Annotated in this window: 16 protein-coding genes; 11 read left to right on the top strand and 5 right to left on the bottom strand. The window is 68.3% G+C overall.

Going from position 1 to position 15,941, the window contains the following annotated elements:
• Positions 1-23 precede the first annotated feature (23 nt).
• Positions 24-1,472 (top strand): aldehyde dehydrogenase family protein, encoded by a 1,449-nt coding sequence (locus ACFPFG_RS19675; protein WP_312373634.1) that lies wholly within the window; start codon positions 24-26, stop codon positions 1,470-1,472.
• Between the two features lie 144 nt (positions 1,473-1,616).
• Here the strand turns inward: ACFPFG_RS19675 and ACFPFG_RS19670 are convergent, their stop codons facing one another.
• Both ACFPFG_RS19670 and ACFPFG_RS19665 read right to left on the bottom strand, forming a co-directional pair.
• The gene (locus tag ACFPFG_RS19670) at positions 1,617-2,309 is read right to left on the bottom strand and encodes an LrgB family protein (RefSeq protein ID WP_183021237.1); all 693 of its coding nucleotides are present in this window, start codon (positions 2,307-2,309) and stop codon (positions 1,617-1,619) included.
• Between the two features lie 5 nt (positions 2,310-2,314).
• Positions 2,315-2,779: a CidA/LrgA family protein gene (locus ACFPFG_RS19665; protein ID WP_380107907.1), complete on the bottom strand. Its 465-nt coding sequence runs from the start codon at positions 2,777-2,779 to the stop codon at positions 2,315-2,317.
• 76 nt (positions 2,780-2,855) lie between these two features.
• Between ACFPFG_RS19665 and ACFPFG_RS19660 the strand changes: the two genes are divergently transcribed.
• Together ACFPFG_RS19660 and ACFPFG_RS19655 are read left to right on the top strand one after the other, a co-directional pair.
• Positions 2,856-3,776, top strand: a complete 921-nt coding sequence (locus ACFPFG_RS19660; protein WP_380107905.1) for a LysR family transcriptional regulator — start codon at positions 2,856-2,858, stop codon at positions 3,774-3,776.
• A 22-nt stretch (positions 3,777-3,798) separates the two neighbouring features.
• Positions 3,799-4,434: a pseudouridine synthase gene (locus ACFPFG_RS19655; RefSeq protein WP_312373631.1), complete on the top strand. Its 636-nt coding sequence runs from the start codon at positions 3,799-3,801 to the stop codon at positions 4,432-4,434.
• Here ACFPFG_RS19655 and ACFPFG_RS19650 read toward each other — a convergent pair.
• On the bottom strand, positions 4,431-5,462 hold the full coding sequence (locus tag ACFPFG_RS19650; RefSeq protein ID WP_380107903.1) for a hypothetical protein: 1,032 nt from the start codon (positions 5,460-5,462) through the stop codon (positions 4,431-4,433). The genes ACFPFG_RS19655 and ACFPFG_RS19650 overlap by 4 nt on opposite strands.
• Before the next feature lie 2 nt (positions 5,463-5,464).
• A complete protein-coding gene (locus ACFPFG_RS19645) occupies positions 5,465-5,821 on the bottom strand; it encodes a zinc ribbon domain-containing protein YjdM (protein WP_380107901.1) in 357 nt (118 codons plus the stop codon).
• 138 nt (positions 5,822-5,959) lie between these two features.
• On the opposite strand from ACFPFG_RS19645, the gene ACFPFG_RS19640 reads away from it, so the two are divergent.
• The 3 genes from ACFPFG_RS19640 to ACFPFG_RS19630 all read left to right on the top strand — a co-directional run bounded on the left by ACFPFG_RS19640 (position 5,960) and on the right by ACFPFG_RS19630 (position 8,795).
• Positions 5,960-6,853 carry a LysR family transcriptional regulator gene (locus ACFPFG_RS19640; protein ID WP_046984421.1) on the top strand — a complete coding sequence of 298 codons (894 nt, stop codon included), beginning with the start codon at positions 5,960-5,962 and terminating at the stop codon, positions 6,851-6,853.
• A gap of 94 nt (positions 6,854-6,947) precedes the next feature.
• Positions 6,948-7,670: a DsbA family oxidoreductase gene (locus tag ACFPFG_RS19635; RefSeq protein ID WP_183021219.1), complete on the top strand. Its 723-nt coding sequence runs from the start codon at positions 6,948-6,950 to the stop codon at positions 7,668-7,670.
• 93 nt (positions 7,671-7,763) lie between these two features.
• On the top strand, positions 7,764-8,795 hold the full coding sequence (locus ACFPFG_RS19630; RefSeq protein WP_220808847.1) for a cyclase family protein: 1,032 nt from the start codon (positions 7,764-7,766) through the stop codon (positions 8,793-8,795).
• Positions 8,796-8,969: 174 nt separating this feature from the next.
• On the opposite strand, the gene argE is transcribed toward ACFPFG_RS19630, so the two are convergent.
• Positions 8,970-10,133, bottom strand: a complete 1,164-nt coding sequence (argE, locus tag ACFPFG_RS19625) for an acetylornithine deacetylase (RefSeq protein WP_380107898.1) — start codon at positions 10,131-10,133, stop codon at positions 8,970-8,972.
• A 165-nt stretch (positions 10,134-10,298) separates the two neighbouring features.
• On the opposite strand from argE, the gene ACFPFG_RS19620 reads away from it, so the two are divergent.
• The 5 genes from ACFPFG_RS19620 to ACFPFG_RS19600 all read left to right on the top strand — a co-directional run bounded on the left by ACFPFG_RS19620 (position 10,299) and on the right by ACFPFG_RS19600 (position 15,932).
• Positions 10,299-11,612, top strand: coding sequence for an MFS transporter (locus ACFPFG_RS19620; RefSeq protein ID WP_071953865.1), 1,314 nt, complete (start codon positions 10,299-10,301; stop codon positions 11,610-11,612).
• Between the two features lie 309 nt (positions 11,613-11,921).
• Positions 11,922-13,265 carry a C4-dicarboxylate transporter DctA gene (locus ACFPFG_RS19615; RefSeq protein ID WP_312373771.1) on the top strand — a complete coding sequence of 448 codons (1,344 nt, stop codon included), beginning with the start codon at positions 11,922-11,924 and terminating at the stop codon, positions 13,263-13,265.
• Positions 13,262-13,948, top strand: a complete 687-nt coding sequence (locus ACFPFG_RS19610; protein ID WP_183021217.1) for a GntR family transcriptional regulator — start codon at positions 13,262-13,264, stop codon at positions 13,946-13,948. The genes ACFPFG_RS19615 and ACFPFG_RS19610 overlap by 4 nt, the downstream gene beginning before the upstream one ends.
• Positions 13,949-14,119: 171 nt before the next feature.
• On the top strand, positions 14,120-15,463 hold the full coding sequence (locus ACFPFG_RS19605) for a glycerophosphodiester phosphodiesterase family protein (protein ID WP_197957488.1): 1,344 nt from the start codon (positions 14,120-14,122) through the stop codon (positions 15,461-15,463).
• Between the two features lie 97 nt (positions 15,464-15,560).
• Positions 15,561-15,932: a DUF2195 family protein gene (locus ACFPFG_RS19600; protein ID WP_183021307.1), complete on the top strand. Its 372-nt coding sequence runs from the start codon at positions 15,561-15,563 to the stop codon at positions 15,930-15,932.
• The last annotated feature ends 9 nt before the right edge of the window (positions 15,933-15,941 follow it).

The raw sequence follows: 15,941 nt of genomic DNA, 5'->3' as shown, positions 1-15,941 counted from the left end.
TTACCCCTTTCCCGGAGCACCTCATGTCCCGCTACGACAACCTCATCAACGGCCAATGGAAGGCCGCCGACGGCTACAGCGCCAACACCAACCCCAGCGACCTGTCCGATGTGATCGGCGAGTACGCCCAGGGCAATGCCGCCGATGTGGAAGCCGCCATCGCCGCGGCGGCCGCGGCCTTTCCCGCCTGGAGCACCTCGGGCATCCAGGCCCGCCACGACGCCCTGGACAGGATCGGCAACGAAATCCTGGCCCGCAAGGAAGAGCTGGGCGACCTGCTGGCGCGCGAGGAAGGCAAGACCCGCCCCGAAGCCATTGGCGAAGTCGGCCGCGCAGGCCAGATCTTCAAGTTCTTCGCGGGTGAATGCCTGCGCCTGGCCGGCGAGACCCTGCCCTCCGTGCGCCCCGGCATCGGCGTGGAAATCACGCGCGAGCCCGTCGGCGTGGTGGGCCTGATCACGCCGTGGAACTTCCCCATCGCCATTCCCGCCTGGAAGATCGCCCCGGCCCTGGCCTTCGGCAACTGCGTGGTCCTGAAGCCCGCCGACCTCGTGCCCGGCAGCGCCTGGGCGCTGGCCGACATCATTCACCGCTCGGGCATTCCGGCCGGCGTCTTCAACCTCGTCATGGGCCCGGGCCGCGTCATCGGTGATGCCCTGGTGCGCCACAGCGACGTGGCCGCCATCAGCTTCACCGGCTCCGTCGGCGTGGGCAGCGGCATTGCCCGCGCCTGCGTGGAAAGCGGCAAGAAGGTGCAGCTGGAGATGGGCGGCAAGAACCCGCAGATCGTGCTGGACGACGCCGACCTCACCCAGGCCGTGGAGCTGTCCGCGCAAAGCGGCTTCTACTCCACGGGCCAGCGCTGCACGGCATCGAGCCGCCTCATCGTCACCGACAGGATCTACCCCGCCTTCATCGAGGCCCTGCAGGCCCGCATGGCCAGGATCAAGGTGGGCGACGCCCGCGCCGCAGGCACCGACATGGGCCCCGTGGTCAGCCAGGCCCAGCTGGAGCAGGACCTGAGCTACGTGGAAATCGCCAAGGCCGAAGGCGCCGTGCTGGCTGCGGGCGGCGCAGCCGCCGCCTGCCACACCGGCAGCGGCAACAAGGGCTACTACATGGCGCCCACCCTGTTCGTGGACACCCAGGCCGCCATGCGCATCAACCGCGAGGAAGTCTTCGGCCCCGTGGCCAGCGTCATCCGCGTCAAGGACTACGAAGAAGCCCTGGCCGTGGCCAACGACACGCCCTTCGGCCTGGCCGCAGGCATTGCCACCACCAGCCTCAAGCACGCCACCCACTTCAAGCGCCACAGCCAGGCCGGCATGGTCATGGTCAACCTGCCCACGGCCGGCGTGGACTACCACGTGCCGTTTGGCGGCCGCAAGGGCAGCAGCTACGGCCCGCGCGAGCAGGGCCGCTATGCGCAGGAGTTCTATACGACGGTGAAGACGGCGTATACGCTGGCCTGAAAAAGAGAGCAGGCCGAACCAAGCGAAGGCCCGCGACAATTGCCCGGATGAACGCACCCGCCGCGAAGCGGAGGGACTCGGGCATTCGGGCCGCCTTCTTCCGGACTCGAAAAACAGGCACCCGGCAGGATCAAAAACAAACCATCAGAAAAACAGCAGCTTCACCCAAGGCGCCAGCAAGACATTCAGAGCCCCCGCGATCATCATCACCAACGAGGCAACAACCGTCTGCACCTGCCCGAACTGCCGCGCCTTCGCCACGCCGCTTCCATGCGCCGCACCGCCCAGGATGGCCCCTGCGGCCAGCTTGCTGCGCACGCGCGGCAGCAGCCGCAGGATGGTCTCGCCCATGAGCATGCCGCTGACCCCGGTCAGCAGGACGAACAGGGCCGCCAGGTCGGTGGGGCCGCCCAGCACGCGTTCGGCCTCGATGGCGAAAGGCGTGGTCACCGAGCGCACGGCCAGGCCCTTTTGCAGGTCCACGGGCAGTCCGAAGGCCTGTGCGAACCAGATGGTGGTGGCAATGGACACGCCACTGGCCACGAGCACGCCGGTGGCGATCGACATCCAGTGCTTGCGCAGCAAGTGGCGGTTTTCGTGCAGGGGCAGCGCAAAGGCCACCGTGGTGGGGCCCAGCAGCCAGACCAGCCAGTGCGTCTGGGCGATGTACTGCGGGTAGCGCACATGGGTCAGCAGCGCCAGCGCGATCAGCACCATGGGCGTGGCGACGATGGGCATGAGCAGCGGATGGGGATGGCGGCGGTACACGCGCTTGTTGGCCGCATAGCAGGCCAGCGTGGCCAGCAGCGACAGCAGGCCTACGGCTTGGTCGGACATGGCGTTCACTCCTGCTCCCTGCGCAGCCCGGCGCGCGTGGAGCGGCGCCGGGCCAGCCACAGCTCCAGCCGGTAGACGCGGTCCACGGCCAGCGCCGTGGCGGCCATCACGCAGGCCGTGCTGGCCACGATGACGCCCAGGATGCGCAGGCCCTGGTGCTGGATCAGGTCGGTGTATTCGGTGACCACCAGCATGGCGGGCACGAAGAACAGCAGCATCTCGGCCAGCAGCCAGTGGGTGCCGCCCTGCAGCCAGCGCGCCTTGACCAGCCCGCTGAACAGGCCCGTGGCCAGCAGCGCGAAGCCGATCAGCCCGGCCGGCATGCCCCAGCCGAAATGCGCGCGAACGGCCTCCATGGACACCCAGATGGCGCTGAGCAGGCCCACCTGCAGCACGCCGCGCAGCAGCGGCCAGCCGCGTTGCAGCAGCGCCTGCGGACGCAGGGTGGGCAGGACGGAAATCTTTGACATGGCGCAATCCTAGGGTTTGCACCAAGATTCGTAAAATGAATAATCTTCATTTTTCCCATGCACAGAAGGAATTCCCATGGACCTGCGCGCACTGCGGTACTTCGTCGAGGTCGTGCGCTGCAATGGCTTCACGCGCGCGGCCGAGGCCTTGCACGTGACCCAGCCCACCATCAGCAAGATGGTGCGGGCGCTGGAGGATGAACTGGGCGGCCCGCTGCTGCTGCGCGAGGGGCGCGGCGTGCAGCTGACCGACGCGGGCCAGGTGGTCTATGCGCGCGGCCTGCAGGTGCTGGAGCAGTCGCGCCAGCTGCTGCAGGAGGTGGCCGAGGTCGATGGCATCGCGCGCGGCAGCCTCAGCGTGGGCATCATGCCCACGGCCGGGCACTACATGGCGCCCGTGATCGCGCGGTTCCAGCAACGGCACCCGGGCGTCCATCTGCATGTGCAGGAGCAGGGCGCGCGTGCCCAGCGCCAGCTGCTGCTGGACGGCCGGCTGGACATGGCGCTGGGCCTGCACGGCACGGGGCAGGAGGGCGGCGACCCCTCGGGCGATCCGGCCAGCGAAGGGCTGGAGTACTGCACCATCGCCCACCAGCGCACGCGCGTGGCCTTTGCCGCGCACGAGGTGCCCGACCCCGAGGCCCCGGTGCGCTGGAGCGAACTGGCGCAGCGGCCCTTCGTCTTCTACACCTCGGACTTCGCGCTGCACCAGGCCGTGCTGCAGCGCTGCGCGGCAGCCGGCTTCAGCCCCCAGGTGCGGTTGGAGACGCGCTACTGGGACTTCATCGGCGACCTGGTGGCCGAAGGCGTGGGCGTGGCCGTGATGTTCGAGCATGTGATCGCGCGCTTCGACCCGCAGCGCGTGTCCAGCCGCCCGCTGATGGGGCCTGAACTGCGCTGGGACGTGGTGCAGCTGTGGCGCAGCGGCTACCTGTCGCGTGCGGCGCGGGCCTGGCTGGAGTGCGTGCGGGCGGTCTATCCCCAGCCTCCGGCCTGAAGGCCCGACAATCCCCTGGTCCATGCAACCCAGAAAACGCCCCCCCTTGCGCGCGGCTGCCGGCCCTGCCCTGCGACCCCGCCCGGCCTTCGCCGACAGGCCCGACACCGGCCCCTCGCGCCTGCTGTGCTTCAACAAGCCTTACGGCGTGCTGAGCCAGTTCACGCCCGAGGGGCGCTGGCGCGGGCTCAAGGAGTTCATCGACGTCCCCGGCGTGCATGCGGCAGGCCGTCTCGACGCCGACAGCGAAGGACTGCTGCTGCTGACCAATGACGGGCCGCTGCAGGCGCGCATCGCCGATCCGCGCTTCAAGATGGAAAAGACCTACTGGGTACAGGTCGAGGGACTGCCCGACGAGGCCGCGCTGCAGGCGCTGCGCCAGGGCGTGCAGCTCAACGACGGCATGACGCTGCCCGCGCAGGCGCGCCGGCTGGAGCCACCGCCCGTGCTGTGGCAGCGCGACCCGCCCATCCGCGTGCGCCAGAACATTCCCGACTGCTGGATCGAACTGGTCATCCGCGAAGGCCGCAACCGCCAGGTGCGCCGCATGACGGCGGCCATTGGCCACCCCACGCTGCGGCTGGTGCGCGCAGCCATCGGGCCTTACACGCTGGACGGCCTGGAGCCCGGCCAGTGGAAGGACGTGGAGCCCGCCTAAGGCTCCGGATTTTCGGAAGGTGCCACAGCCTTCCAGCCCTGCAGGCCGAGCCACGGATGAAAGCGCCGCGCCTCGCCCACCTCCACGCGCTCGACGCTGCCGGCCAGCAGCGGCCACAGACGCTGCAATTGCGCCGAGCGCTGCTGCGCGCAGCGCCGCGCGCGGGCCAGCAGCTCGCTGCCCTGGCCCAGCAGGCGCGACAGTTCGCGCAGGCGTGGCGGCGGCAGGCATTGGGCGCTGGCCAGCATCAGCCAGGAAGGCGTCTGGCCCGCCTGGGCCGGGCCGCTGGCGGCGAACTGCTCCAGCAAAGCGACATGGGCACTGAGCAGGGGCGCGGGTGGCTTCTCGGCCAGCATGATCTCCAGCAGCCTGCCATCGAAGCGATAGCGGGCGGGCACCACGGAGTGCTCTACCGAGTTGCCGAAGCGCGTGGACTGGCGATGGCGGACGGCACGGCTGCCCTGCTCCAGCAAGGGCTGCAGCAGTTCGGCCAGGGCCTGCTCGCGCTGCGCCGTGGGCGCTTCGGCCAGCACGATGCGCAGCGGCACGGCCTCGTAGCCGCGCAGCTGGTCGCGCCAGGCCATCCAGCCCGCCGTGTCGGGGCCGCCCAGCAGCAGGGCGAGGAAGGCGCCCAGGCCGGCCAGGGCCGATCCGGTCCACCATGACACCGGCACAGGCTGCCGCCCGGCGATCAGCCAGCCCGTCAGCCAGACCAGCGCCCCCGCGCAGGTGGCCGCCAGCAGGCCCATGCCGAAGGCGAGGAAGGGCGCGCCATCGAGCCGGTCGGGCAGCAGCACCAGCATGGCCACGCAGGCCGCGCCGGCACACAGCGCAACGGCCCACCAGCCCGCCACGGGCAGGGTGCGCGCGGTGCGGCCCGTGTGGCCTGTGCGTGCCGTACGGCCAGCCAGGGCCAGCAGCAGCAGGGCCACCACCGCGCCCGCGGTCAGCGCAATGAACAGGGGCGCAAACACCCACAGCGCCAGCAGTCCGAGGACCGCCGATACCGCAAGCGACAGCGCCAGCATGCTCAGGCCTTCTTGAGGAACTCCGACTTGAGCAGCATGGAGCCCAGTTCGGTCTTGCAGTCCACGTTGTGGCCGTCGGCACCATCGACCAGGCGGATGCCCTTGATCTTGCTGCCCTTCTTGAGCACGGTGGACGAGCCCTTTACCTTGAGGTCCTTGACCAGGATCACCGCATCGCCATCGGCCAGCGCATTGCCGTTGGCGTCGCGCACGATGCCGTCGCCCGCGGCGGCTTCGCTGACCTCTTCATCGGCCTGCATGGGCCATTCGAAGGCGCAGTCGGGGCAGATGTAGCTGGCGGCGTCGGGATAGGTGTTTTCAAGGCCGCACTGGGGGCAGGCGGGAGTGGTCTGGGGCATGGGATTGAACAGATTCGGTGAAGACAAAGGGGCGCGGCGGGCGCGCCGTACCTGGCGATTGTCGCCCCTGCCCCCGCAGGCATGCCCCGGCAAACCCGAGCGGCCTGCTACGCTGCGCGCCACTCTTTGCTTTTTCCCATGGATACGCTGACCCCCTTGCGCGCCTTCCGGCGCATCGTAGAACTGGGCTCCATCGCCAAGGCGGCCGACGCTCTGGACCTGTCCTCGGCCGCGCTGAGCAAGCAGCTGCGCGCGCTCGAAGCCCATCTGGGCGCCGTGCTGCTGCAGCGCACCACGCGCCGCATGAGCCTGACCGACACGGGCCAGGCCTACTACGCAGAGTGCTGCAGGCTGCTCGATGAATTCGATGCGCTGGAGCAGTCGGTGCGCGCGCAGTCGCAGCAGGTGGCCGGTCGGCTGCGCGTGAATGCGCCGCTGTCGTTTGCGCTGAGCACGCTGTCGCCGCTGCTGGCGCGCTTCATGCAGCGCCATCCGCAGCTGCAGATCGACCTGTCCATGGAAGACCGGCTGGTGGATGCCGTAGGCCAGGGCTTCGATGTGTCCATCCGCCTGAGCGCGGAGCTGGCGGACTCCTCGCTGATCGCGCGGCGCCTGGCCTCGCTGTCACAGATGCTGTGCGCGGCCCCGTCCTATCTGCAGGCGCATGGCCGCCCGGCCAGTGCCGCCGGGCTGCGCGGCCATGCGCTGCTGAACTACAGCCTGGCGCATGCGCCCCGCGAAGCGGGCGAGAGCCCCCAGGCGCCGTCCGAGGCGCGCGCCAACGTCAACAACAGCCTGATGCTGCGCGACCTGCTGGTGGCGGGCCTGGGCATTGGCGCCCTGCCCTCGTTCCTGGCGCGGCCGGCGATTGCGGCAGGCCAGCTGGTCGCACTGGACCTTGCGGACCAGGCCGCGCAGGCCCGCCATGTCTACGCGGTCTATCCCACGCAGCGCCACCTGCTGCCCAAGGTGCGCGCCTTCGTGGACTTCCTGGCCGAGGAGCTGCCTGCCGCCATGGGCGAGGATTGTTGACGCCGCGTTAAGAGTTCCTCAAGCGCGCGCCCCTTACTGGCGCGAGGCCTGCGGCCTACGCTTGCCGTCCATCACAGCCATGAAGGACACAAGCATGACGCAATGCAATGATTTTTCCTGCGCCCTGCCCGCGCAGGATGCGGCGGCCCCCTCGCCGCAGCAGGCCCTGCAGGCGGCGCCTGCTGCGGCGCCCGCCGTCGCCCCCGCCATCGACTTCTTCCATGACGTGGTCTGCGGCTGGTGCTACGTCATGTCGCCACGCCTGCGCCAGGTGGCGCGCGAGCTGGGCCTGCGCGTGCGCCACCGCAGCTTCGTGCTGCAGGCCTCGCGCGCCGAGATGGTGGCGGCCTTCGGCTCCATGGAGCGCGCCAAGCAGGTCATCCTGGAGCACTGGCAGGCCTGCGCGGAGCATGACGACGAAGACCGCATCGACATCGAGGGCATGCGCCGCGAGGCCTTCGAGTACCCCAGCGGCATGGCCGGCGCACTGGCCTGCCAGGCGGCCCAGATCCTGGGCGGCGATGACGCGCACTGGGATCTGTTCGACGCCATCCAGCACGCCCACATGAGCGAGCACCGCAACATCGGCGACGCCGAAGTGCTGCTGGACATCGCCACGCGCACGGGCTTCGAGCGCAATGCCTTCGCGGGCTGCATGGAAGGCGCCCAGGCGCTGGAGCAGGTGCGCCAGGACCGCGCGCTGGCGCAGCGCATGGGCCTGCGCTCCATTCCCACGCTGATCGCGCCGGGCCTGCCGCCGCTGCAGACCCAGTCGCTGGCTGCGCTGCGCGAACGGCTGCACTTCCTGGCGGCCTGAGCGCCCCCGTCTTTGCTTTTTTCATCGGCGTTTTCCCGCCTTCCCTCGCGCGCGGCATGCGCGCCCTTTTTCAGCAGACCAAGGACTTTTCCCATGACTCTCCAACGCTTCGCTCGCCGCATGGCGCTGCACTCTCTCGTGATCGCCCTGGCCGCCGCCTTCGCAGGCACCGCGGCCCAGGCCCATGGCGGCCACGAGCCGCCGGCCGGCGCACGCCAGGACGTGGGGACCAGCGCCTGGGGGCCGGCCGACGAGATCGGCCGCCTGAACCTGATCACGCCGGCCTCGCGCGCGGCCATCCTGCAGCGCATCACGGGCGGGCAGGTCTATGACCTGGCCACCGAGTACTACGTGGGCATGCCCAGCTGGCAGGACGCGGGCGATCCGCACTACCAGTTCTGGATGACGCACACGCCGCGCGGCACCGTGGTGGACGACCCGATGAACGTGGGCAAGGACATGAACGCCACGCGCAGCTACACGGGCACGGCGTTTTCCATGTACAGCCATACGGGCACGCACATCGATGCGCTCAACCACTTCGGCATACGCGGCAGGATCTGGAACGGCTTCAGCGCCGACCAGCATCTGGGCGACCGGGGCTGGCAGCGCACGGGCATAGAGAAATTCCCGCCGCTGGTGGCGCGCGGCGTGCTGATCGACGTGGCGGCCGCCAAGGGCCTGGAGATGCTGCCCGACCAGTACCGCATCACGCGCCAGGACCTCAAGGATGCGCTGGCACGCCAGAAGGTGACGCTGCAGGAGGGCGACATCGTGCTGGTGCGCACGGGCCGCATGAAGCTCTACGGCCAGCCCCAGGCCTACATGGCCAAGCCGCCGGGCCTGGGCCTGGATGCCGCGCGCTTCCTGGTGGAGGAAGGCGGCGCCATGATCGTGGGCGCCGACAACCTGAGCCTGGAGACGTTCCCGTCCGAGGTGGACGACGACTACGTACCGCTGCACAGCTACCTGCTGGCGCAAAAGGGAGTGCCCATCATGGAGCTGGTGGCGCTGGACGATCTGTCGCGCGACAAGGTCTACGAGTTCGCCTTCATCGGCGGCCCGCTCAAGATCCGCGGCGGCGACGCCGCGCCGCTGCGGCCCATCGCCATCCCGGTGCGCTGAGCGGGGCAAGACGAGATTTCTTGAGTTTGACCTCGAAACTCCCGCGCCCCCAAGGCGAGGGACACCGAGCAAGGGCCTACGCCGGCCGCGCCGCCCCGCAGCAAGGGTGTCGCCGGCTGCCCGTACGCCCCCCTCCGAAGAGAGGGGGAAGGCGCGAAGCGACTCAGGGGGTGATCACAGACTCGTGCCCATTTTGCTGAGGAAGCGCTCGCAGGCGTCGAGCTGGGCCAGCTCGACGAACTCGTCGGGCTTGTGCGCCTGCTCGATGGAGCCGGGGCCGCAGACCACGGTGGGAATGCCGGCGTTGTGGAACAGGCCGGCCTCGGTGCCGTAGGCCACCTTGCGCTTTTCCTGGTCGGCGGTCAGCGCGCGCACCAGCTGGGTGATGGCGGCTTCCTCCGAGGCTTCCAGCGCAGGCGCGCTGGCACCGGTCTCGATCTCGATGCGCGCGTCGGCGAATTCGGCGCGCATGCGCGGCAGCAGTTCGTCGCGCACATAGGACTCGACCTGGGCATGGATGCCATCCACCGACATGCCGGGCAGGTTGCGGAATTCATAGGCGAATTCGCACAGCTCGGGGATGGTGTTGACCGCGATGCCACCCTGGATCTGGTTGGTGGTCATGGTGGTGAAGGGTACGTCGAAGAATTCGTCGTAGGGGCCGTGCGCCTTGAAGTGGTCGGCGATGTCCCGGATGCGACAGATCAGCCGCGCTGCGTATTCGATGGCATTGCTGCCGCGCGGCGTGAGCGACGAGTGCGCGGCCTTGCCGTGCACGCGGCAGCGGTAGAGGTTGATGCCCTTGTGCGCCACCACGACCTGCATGCTGGTGGGCTCGCCGACCACGCAGCCGTCGAAGCGCGCGCCCCCGGCCTTGAGCTGGTTGATCATCACGGGCGCGCCCGCGCAGCCGATTTCCTCGTCGTACGAGAAGGCCAGGTGCACGGGCCTGGCGCGCTGCGTGGCCAGGAATTCGGGCACCAGCGCCAGCGAGGCGGCGATGAAGCCCTTCATGTCGCAGCTGCCGCGCCCATAGAGGCGCCCGCCCTTTTCGGTGAGCGCAAAGGGGTTGGTGCTCCACTGCTGGCCATCGACCGGGACCACATCGGTATGGCCGGACAGCACGATGCCGCCCTGCGTTTCGCCATTGCTGGCCGGCAAAGTGGCGAAGAGATTGGCCTTGGCGCCGTCCGGAGAGTGGAACAATCGGGCACTCACGCCCAGCGTGGCCAACTCATCGCGTACACACTCGATCAGCGCCAGGTTGGAGTTGCGGCTGGTGGTGTCGAATGCGACCAGTGTTTCCAGCCAGTCGCGGGTGTTTTTCCAGGTAGTCATGTGGTTCCATCTGCGCCATGGCCTGCGCCGCCCCTTCGCGGACGACGCAGGCCATGGCATAGGCATTGCATATGGCGAAGCAGTGTACGCCCGGGTTGTGGCCCGGGCAGGCACGCCGCCCCATGCCCCGGGCGTGACTGCCGTCTTTTCAATCCCCTTTCGGAAATGGACCCTGCTTTGACCAAGCAAACCGTCTCGACCCGCAACATCGTGGCCGCCGTCATCGGCAACGCGCTGGAGTGGTATGACTTCCTGGTGTTCGCCTTCATGACACCCATCGTCGCCAAGCTGTTCTTTCCCAGCAATCCCGACAATCCGGACGACAACATCAACCGCATTCTGATGACCACGGCCGTGTTCGGCGTGGGCTTCTTCATGCGGCCCGTGGGCGGCATCCTGCTGGGCCTGTACGGGGACCGCAAGGGCCGCAAGGCGGCCATGGTGATGGTGACGGGCCTGATGGCGGTGGCGATCGCGCTGATCACGCTGGCGCCCACCTATGCGGCCGTGGGCATCCTGGCGCCGCTGTTCATCGTGCTGGCGCGGCTGCTGCAGGGCTTTGCGGCCGGCGGCGAGTTCGGCACGTCCACGGCACTGCTGATCGAGCTGGCACCGCCCGGCAAGCGCGGCTTCTATGGCTCCTGGCAGATGGCCGGCCAGATGCTGGCCCTGCTGATCGGCGCGGCCACGGGCACGCTGATCACCGAGATCTTCACCGAGGAGGAGCTGATGGCCTGGGCCTGGCGCGTGCCCTTCGCCGTGGGCCTGCTGATCGTTCCCGTGGCGCTGTACATCCGCCGCCATGTGGAGGAGCCCGAGGTCTTCAAGGAAATGCAGGCCGCTCAGGCCAGCGGCAAGGCGCGCCAGATCGGCATCATGGAGATGCTGCGCACGCATGCGCGCGAGACGCTGGTGGGCATGGGCCTGGTGGTCACGGCCACGGTGTCCATCTACATCACCTTCACCTACCTGGTGACCTATGCCACGGTGACGCTGAAGCTGCCCATGCGCGATGCCTTCATGGTGCAGATGGCCGGGGCCGCGCTGATGGTGGTGATCATGCCGTTCTTCGGCGCCCTGTCGGACCGCGTGGGCCGCCGCATGCTGACCATCGGCTCGCTGATCGGCTACCTGGTGGTGCTCTACCCGCTGTATGCCTGGCTGACCGACGGCCCCACGGTGCAGAAGCTGCTGATCACCCAGCTGGTGGTCTGCGTGTTCGTGGCCGTGTTCTTCGGCGTGTTCAGCACGGTGATGGCCGAGCTGTTCCCGCCCCAGGTGCGTTCGGCCGGCATGTCCATGGCCTACAACGTGGCGGTGATGATCTTCGGCGGCTTCGCGCAGTTCATCGTGACCTGGCTGATCCGCTCCACGGGCTCGCCCATGGCGCCGGCCTTCTATGTGATGTTCGGCGTGACGCTGGGCCTGTTCGCGGCCTTCTTCATCAAGGACCGCGCGCTGGAGCGCAACCTGCGCTGATCCCGGTGCGGTGCGCAAGGCACCGCGCCCGCGCATGCCCCGCATGCCCCGCCACGGGGCCTGCGCCCCGCCCGCGCACCCGCCTGTGCACCATGCGCGGGCATGCCGGCCACCCGCCCTGCACCACGGCGGGGAGGCCCGCCCGCATCGGCGGATTTCATGCAGAAAAAGTCAGGGCTGATGCTCTCTGGAGTGCCGCAAATCTGCAGGGAATACCCTCTGCTGGCACGCGTTTCGCTTGTCTACATTCTTGCATGCAAGTTGTAAATCCACTTGCATACAAGATTCCACAACTTGCGAAAGACGACTATGCGCCGCTTTGCCAGATCACTGTTCGGACAGGTGGTGATCGCACTCATCCTGGGTGTGCTCGCCGGAATATTGGCCCCTGAATGGGCCGTGAAGCTCAAGCCCCTGGGCGATGGCTTCATCAAGCTCATCAAGATGATCATCCCCGTGCTGGTGTTCTGCGTGGTGGTGCACGGCATCGCGGGCGCAGGCGACCTCAAGCGCGTGGGCCGGGTCGGCGTCAAGTCGCTGATCTACTTCGAGGTGCTGACCACCATCGCCCTGGTGCTGGGCCTGGTGCTGGCCTTCGTGTTCCAGCCCGGCGCGGGCATGAACGTGGACCCGAGCAAGCTCGACGCCTCGGCCATGAGCGCCTACGCCAGCAACGCCGACAAGCTGACCAGCGGCGGCACGGTGGACTTCCTGATGAAGCTCATCCCCACCACCGTGGTGCAGGCCTTTGCCACGGGCGACGTGCTGCAGGTGCTGCTGTTCGCCGTGCTGTTCGGCTGCGCGCTGACCATGCTGGGCGAGCGCGGCGCGCCCGTGCATGCGCTGATCGACACGCTGTCGAACGTGCTGTTCAAGATCATGGGCATCCTCATCAAGCTGGCCCCGCTGGGCGTGCTGGGTGCCATCGCCTTCACCGTGGGCCAGTACGGCATAGGCTCGCTCAAGCAGCTGGGCATGCTGGTGCTGCTGTTCTACGTGGCAGTGATCTTCTTCGTCTTCGTGGTGCTGGGGCTGGTGATGCGCTTTTCGGGCTTCAGCCTGATCAAGCTGCTGCGCTACCTGCGCGAGGAGTTGATGGTGGTCTTCGCCACCACCTCCTCGGACAGCGTGCTGCCCCAGATCATGGCCAAGCTGCGCAACATGGGCGTGCGCGACTCCACCGTGGGCCTGGTGATTCCCACGGGCTACTCGTTCAACCTGGACGCCTTCTCCATCTACATCACGCTGGCGGCCGTGTTCATCGCCCAGGCCACGAACACGCCCATCGGCATGGCCGACCTGCTGACCATCCTGGCGATTGCGCTGGTGACCTCCAAGGGCGCCCACGGCGTGCCGGGCTCGGCCATCGTGGTGCTGGCGGCCACGCTGCATGCGATTCCGGCCATCCCCGCCATCGGACTGGTGCTGGTGCTGTCGGTGGACTGGTTCATGGGCATTGCCCGCGCGCTGGGCAACCTGATCGGCAACTGCGTGGCCACCGTGGCCATCGCCGCCTGGGAAGGTGACATCGACCGCGAGCGCGCCCATGCCGTGCTCGACGGCCTAGCCGACAATCAGGGGCCCGACGCCGATCCCTCCGGCGCCACCGCCGTCCCCGCAACCGTGACTCCTGCCCACCCTGCAACGCAATGACACCTGTAAGCCCCCAGCACATCGCCGAACGCGTGGTCGAAGCCATCCTGGCCCAGAAACTGGCGCCCGGCGAGCGGCTGGGGGAGCAGGAGCTGGCCGACAACTTCGCGGTCAGCCGCACCATGGTGCGCGAGGCGCTGATGCAACTGCAGGCGCGCGGCTTCGTGCAGGTGCAGCCCCGGCGCGGCTGGTACGTGGTCCAGCCCTCGGCCGAGGAGGCGCAGGACGCCTTCGCGGCGCGCCGCATCATCGAGACCGGCATCCTGGGCGAAGCCGGCCGCCCGATGCAAAGCGTGATCGGCCAGCTGCGCCGCCACATCGCCCAGGAGCAGGACGCCATTGCCGGCGCCGACGCGGCCACGCGCGCCTTCCTGCTGGCCGACTTCCACGTCTGCCTGGCCGAGCAGATGGGCCACCGCCTGCTGGCGCTCACGCTGCGCGACCTCACGGCGCGCACCACGCTGGCGGCCACATTGTTCCAGTCCACGCACAGCGCCAGCCAGTCCTGCGCCGAGCACGAACGCATCGTCGAGGCGCTGGAGCGCGGCGACACCGAGGGCGCCAAGGCCCTGCTGCTGGAGCATATCGGCACGGTGGAACGCTCGCTGGAGATCCGCCCGCCCGAGGCGCAGGGCGCCAGCGACCGCCTGCGCGCCACGCTGGCGCCCCTGTTTGGGGGATAACCCTGTGTCGGAGGGTCGGCAAAATTCCACCGACCGTCGCTAAAACGCCAATCTGGGCCATGCGGGGCGCACTGTCATGGTGCCGACATGGCGGACTGAATACCCTGCTGGACTGGCGCATTGCGCGCCGTTCATCAACCCACCACTGCTTCGGATATGACCCAACGTCCTATGTCCTTTTCCCGCACTCCCCTGCTCGCGTCCCTGTGCGCGGCTGCAGTCCTCACGGCCTGCGGCGGTGACGGCGGCTCGTTCTACCTCACGCTCGACGGAAAGCAGCCCCAGGTGATCGCCCACCGCGGCTTCTCGGGCAAGTTCCCGGAGCAGACGCGCATGGCCTACGAGGCCGCCGCCGATGCAGGCGCGGACATGCTCGAACTCGACATGCACATGACGAAGGACTGCCAGCTGGTCGCCCGCCACAACGCCTGGCTCAGCGACAGCACCAACGTGGCCGACGTGGCCAAGACCAATGCCGAAGTGGCGCGCCGCCAGCGCACTGCGGCCGGCGTGCTGGTCAACGTGAAGTACCCCGCCGTGCCTGCCAACGGCCCCTCGCAATACCTGAGCGACCAGCTGGACGCCAACGATCCCAAGTCCGTGCTCAAGGCCCTGGTGGTCGATGGCGAGGACCACCGCAACGACTGGTCCATCAGCGACTTCACGCTGCAGGAGCTGCGCAGCTGGCTGGGCGGCACCATCCTGGACAACCGCAGCGAACGCCCCACCGAGTGGAACGGCAAGCTGCCCCTGATCAGCGCCCAGGACGTGCTGGACATCGCCGCCGCCAAGGGCAAGGCCCTGGGCCGCACCATCCCCGTCTACGCCGAGACCAAGAACCCGTACTGGAACAACCAGCAGGCGATCGCCAACGGCTGCGGCGCGCCCGGCTCGCGTCCCTTCGAGGACGCCGTGATCAAGCTGCTGGACCAGAACAAGCTCAATGCCAAGGACTCGGCCATCTACATCCAGAGCTTCGACCCGGCCAGCCTCAAGTACCTGCGCCAGGCCGGCATGAAGGCCAAGGGCGTGCAGCTGATCGACGGCAACGACTTCAGCCTGCGCGACGGCTCCATGGTCTACATCACCAACGATGAGTGGACCTTCATCAGCGGCCGCCCCTACAGCTGGACCCTGGCCGGCGATGCGCGCACCTTCGCCGCCATGCTCACGCCCGCGGGCCTTGCCGACATCAAGACCTATGCCGACGGCATCGGCCCCTGGAAGCCCCAGGTCCTGGCCCACTCCGTCGTGCCCTACAAGGACGGCGCCGGCCTCAAGGACGTGAACACCGTCAAGGACACGGGCCTGATCCGCGACGCCCACAAGGCCGGCCTGATCGTGCACAGCTTCACCTTCCGCAACGAGCCGGGCCGCCTGGCCGGCCTGTACAAGGGCGACCCCGTGCAGGAATACCTGGCCTACTACCGCCTGGGCATCGACGGCGTGTTCACCGACTTCACGGACACGGCCGTTGCGGCGCGCAAGGCGTACAACAAGGAAGTCGGGCTCTGAGGACCCATCCCGCCGACCCATGACAAGGCGCCTCGTGCGCCTTGTTTTTTGGGCACGGCATCGGGCATCCAACCGAACGGAGGCACACTTGTACGGCATGAACAGATACGCAATATCGGCCGCTCTCTTGGCTGGGTCCGCCTTTGCCGCCCATGCCGACCAGATAACGTTTCAGAACGATCTTTCAGCCTGCGTGTCGATCACGGCGACGAAGACTTCCACAGAGTCCAACGTGGTGTGGGCGAACACCCGTGTTCAACTGCGCAAATCGATTGGCGAGTGCGGATGCCTTTCGGCTCTGGCGACCTACACGAGCAGCGTGAACCGAGGGGGCGTCCGGCAGGAACTGCAGGAAGGCCTGATCGACCTGGGCAGCGGAGGGGAGAGAAAACTCGTCCTTGCGACCGACCCGGCCCTGGTCGCCAACAAGGAGGTGCGGGTTCGGCTGGCGTGCACCGGGCCCTTGTAGGGCGCCATT

Origin of the sequence: Delftia deserti (assembly GCF_042653485.1) — a bacterium.
In the GTDB taxonomy this organism is placed as follows: Bacteria; Pseudomonadota; Gammaproteobacteria; order Burkholderiales; family Burkholderiaceae_C; genus Comamonas; species Comamonas acidovorans.
This window is presented reverse-complemented; position numbering and strand designations above follow the sequence as displayed.

Coding starts and splice junctions, on each gene's coding strand:
- argE (WP_380107898.1), bottom strand. CDS start 10,133: ATGACTACCTGGAAAAACACCCGCGACTGGCTGGAAACACTGGTCGCA.
- ACFPFG_RS19600 (WP_183021307.1), top strand. CDS start 15,561: ATGAACAGATACGCAATATCGGCCGCTCTCTTGGCTGGGTCCGCCTTT.
- ACFPFG_RS19605 (WP_197957488.1), top strand. CDS start 14,120: ATGTCCTTTTCCCGCACTCCCCTGCTCGCGTCCCTGTGCGCGGCTGCA.
- ACFPFG_RS19630 (WP_220808847.1), top strand. CDS start 7,764: ATGACTCTCCAACGCTTCGCTCGCCGCATGGCGCTGCACTCTCTCGTG.
- ACFPFG_RS19655 (WP_312373631.1), top strand. CDS start 3,799: ATGCAACCCAGAAAACGCCCCCCCTTGCGCGCGGCTGCCGGCCCTGCC.
- ACFPFG_RS19660 (WP_380107905.1), top strand. CDS start 2,856: ATGGACCTGCGCGCACTGCGGTACTTCGTCGAGGTCGTGCGCTGCAAT.
- ACFPFG_RS19675 (WP_312373634.1), top strand. CDS start 24: ATGTCCCGCTACGACAACCTCATCAACGGCCAATGGAAGGCCGCCGAC.
- ACFPFG_RS19645 (WP_380107901.1), bottom strand. CDS start 5,821: ATGCCCCAGACCACTCCCGCCTGCCCCCAGTGCGGCCTTGAAAACACC.
- ACFPFG_RS19640 (WP_046984421.1), top strand. CDS start 5,960: ATGGATACGCTGACCCCCTTGCGCGCCTTCCGGCGCATCGTAGAACTG.
- ACFPFG_RS19635 (WP_183021219.1), top strand. CDS start 6,948: ATGACGCAATGCAATGATTTTTCCTGCGCCCTGCCCGCGCAGGATGCG.
- ACFPFG_RS19610 (WP_183021217.1), top strand. CDS start 13,262: ATGACACCTGTAAGCCCCCAGCACATCGCCGAACGCGTGGTCGAAGCC.
- ACFPFG_RS19650 (WP_380107903.1), bottom strand. CDS start 5,462: ATGCTGGCGCTGTCGCTTGCGGTATCGGCGGTCCTCGGACTGCTGGCG.
- ACFPFG_RS19615 (WP_312373771.1), top strand. CDS start 11,922: ATGCGCCGCTTTGCCAGATCACTGTTCGGACAGGTGGTGATCGCACTC.
- ACFPFG_RS19670 (WP_183021237.1), bottom strand. CDS start 2,309: ATGTCCGACCAAGCCGTAGGCCTGCTGTCGCTGCTGGCCACGCTGGCC.
- ACFPFG_RS19620 (WP_071953865.1), top strand. CDS start 10,299: ATGGACCCTGCTTTGACCAAGCAAACCGTCTCGACCCGCAACATCGTG.
- ACFPFG_RS19665 (WP_380107907.1), bottom strand. CDS start 2,779: ATGTCAAAGATTTCCGTCCTGCCCACCCTGCGTCCGCAGGCGCTGCTG.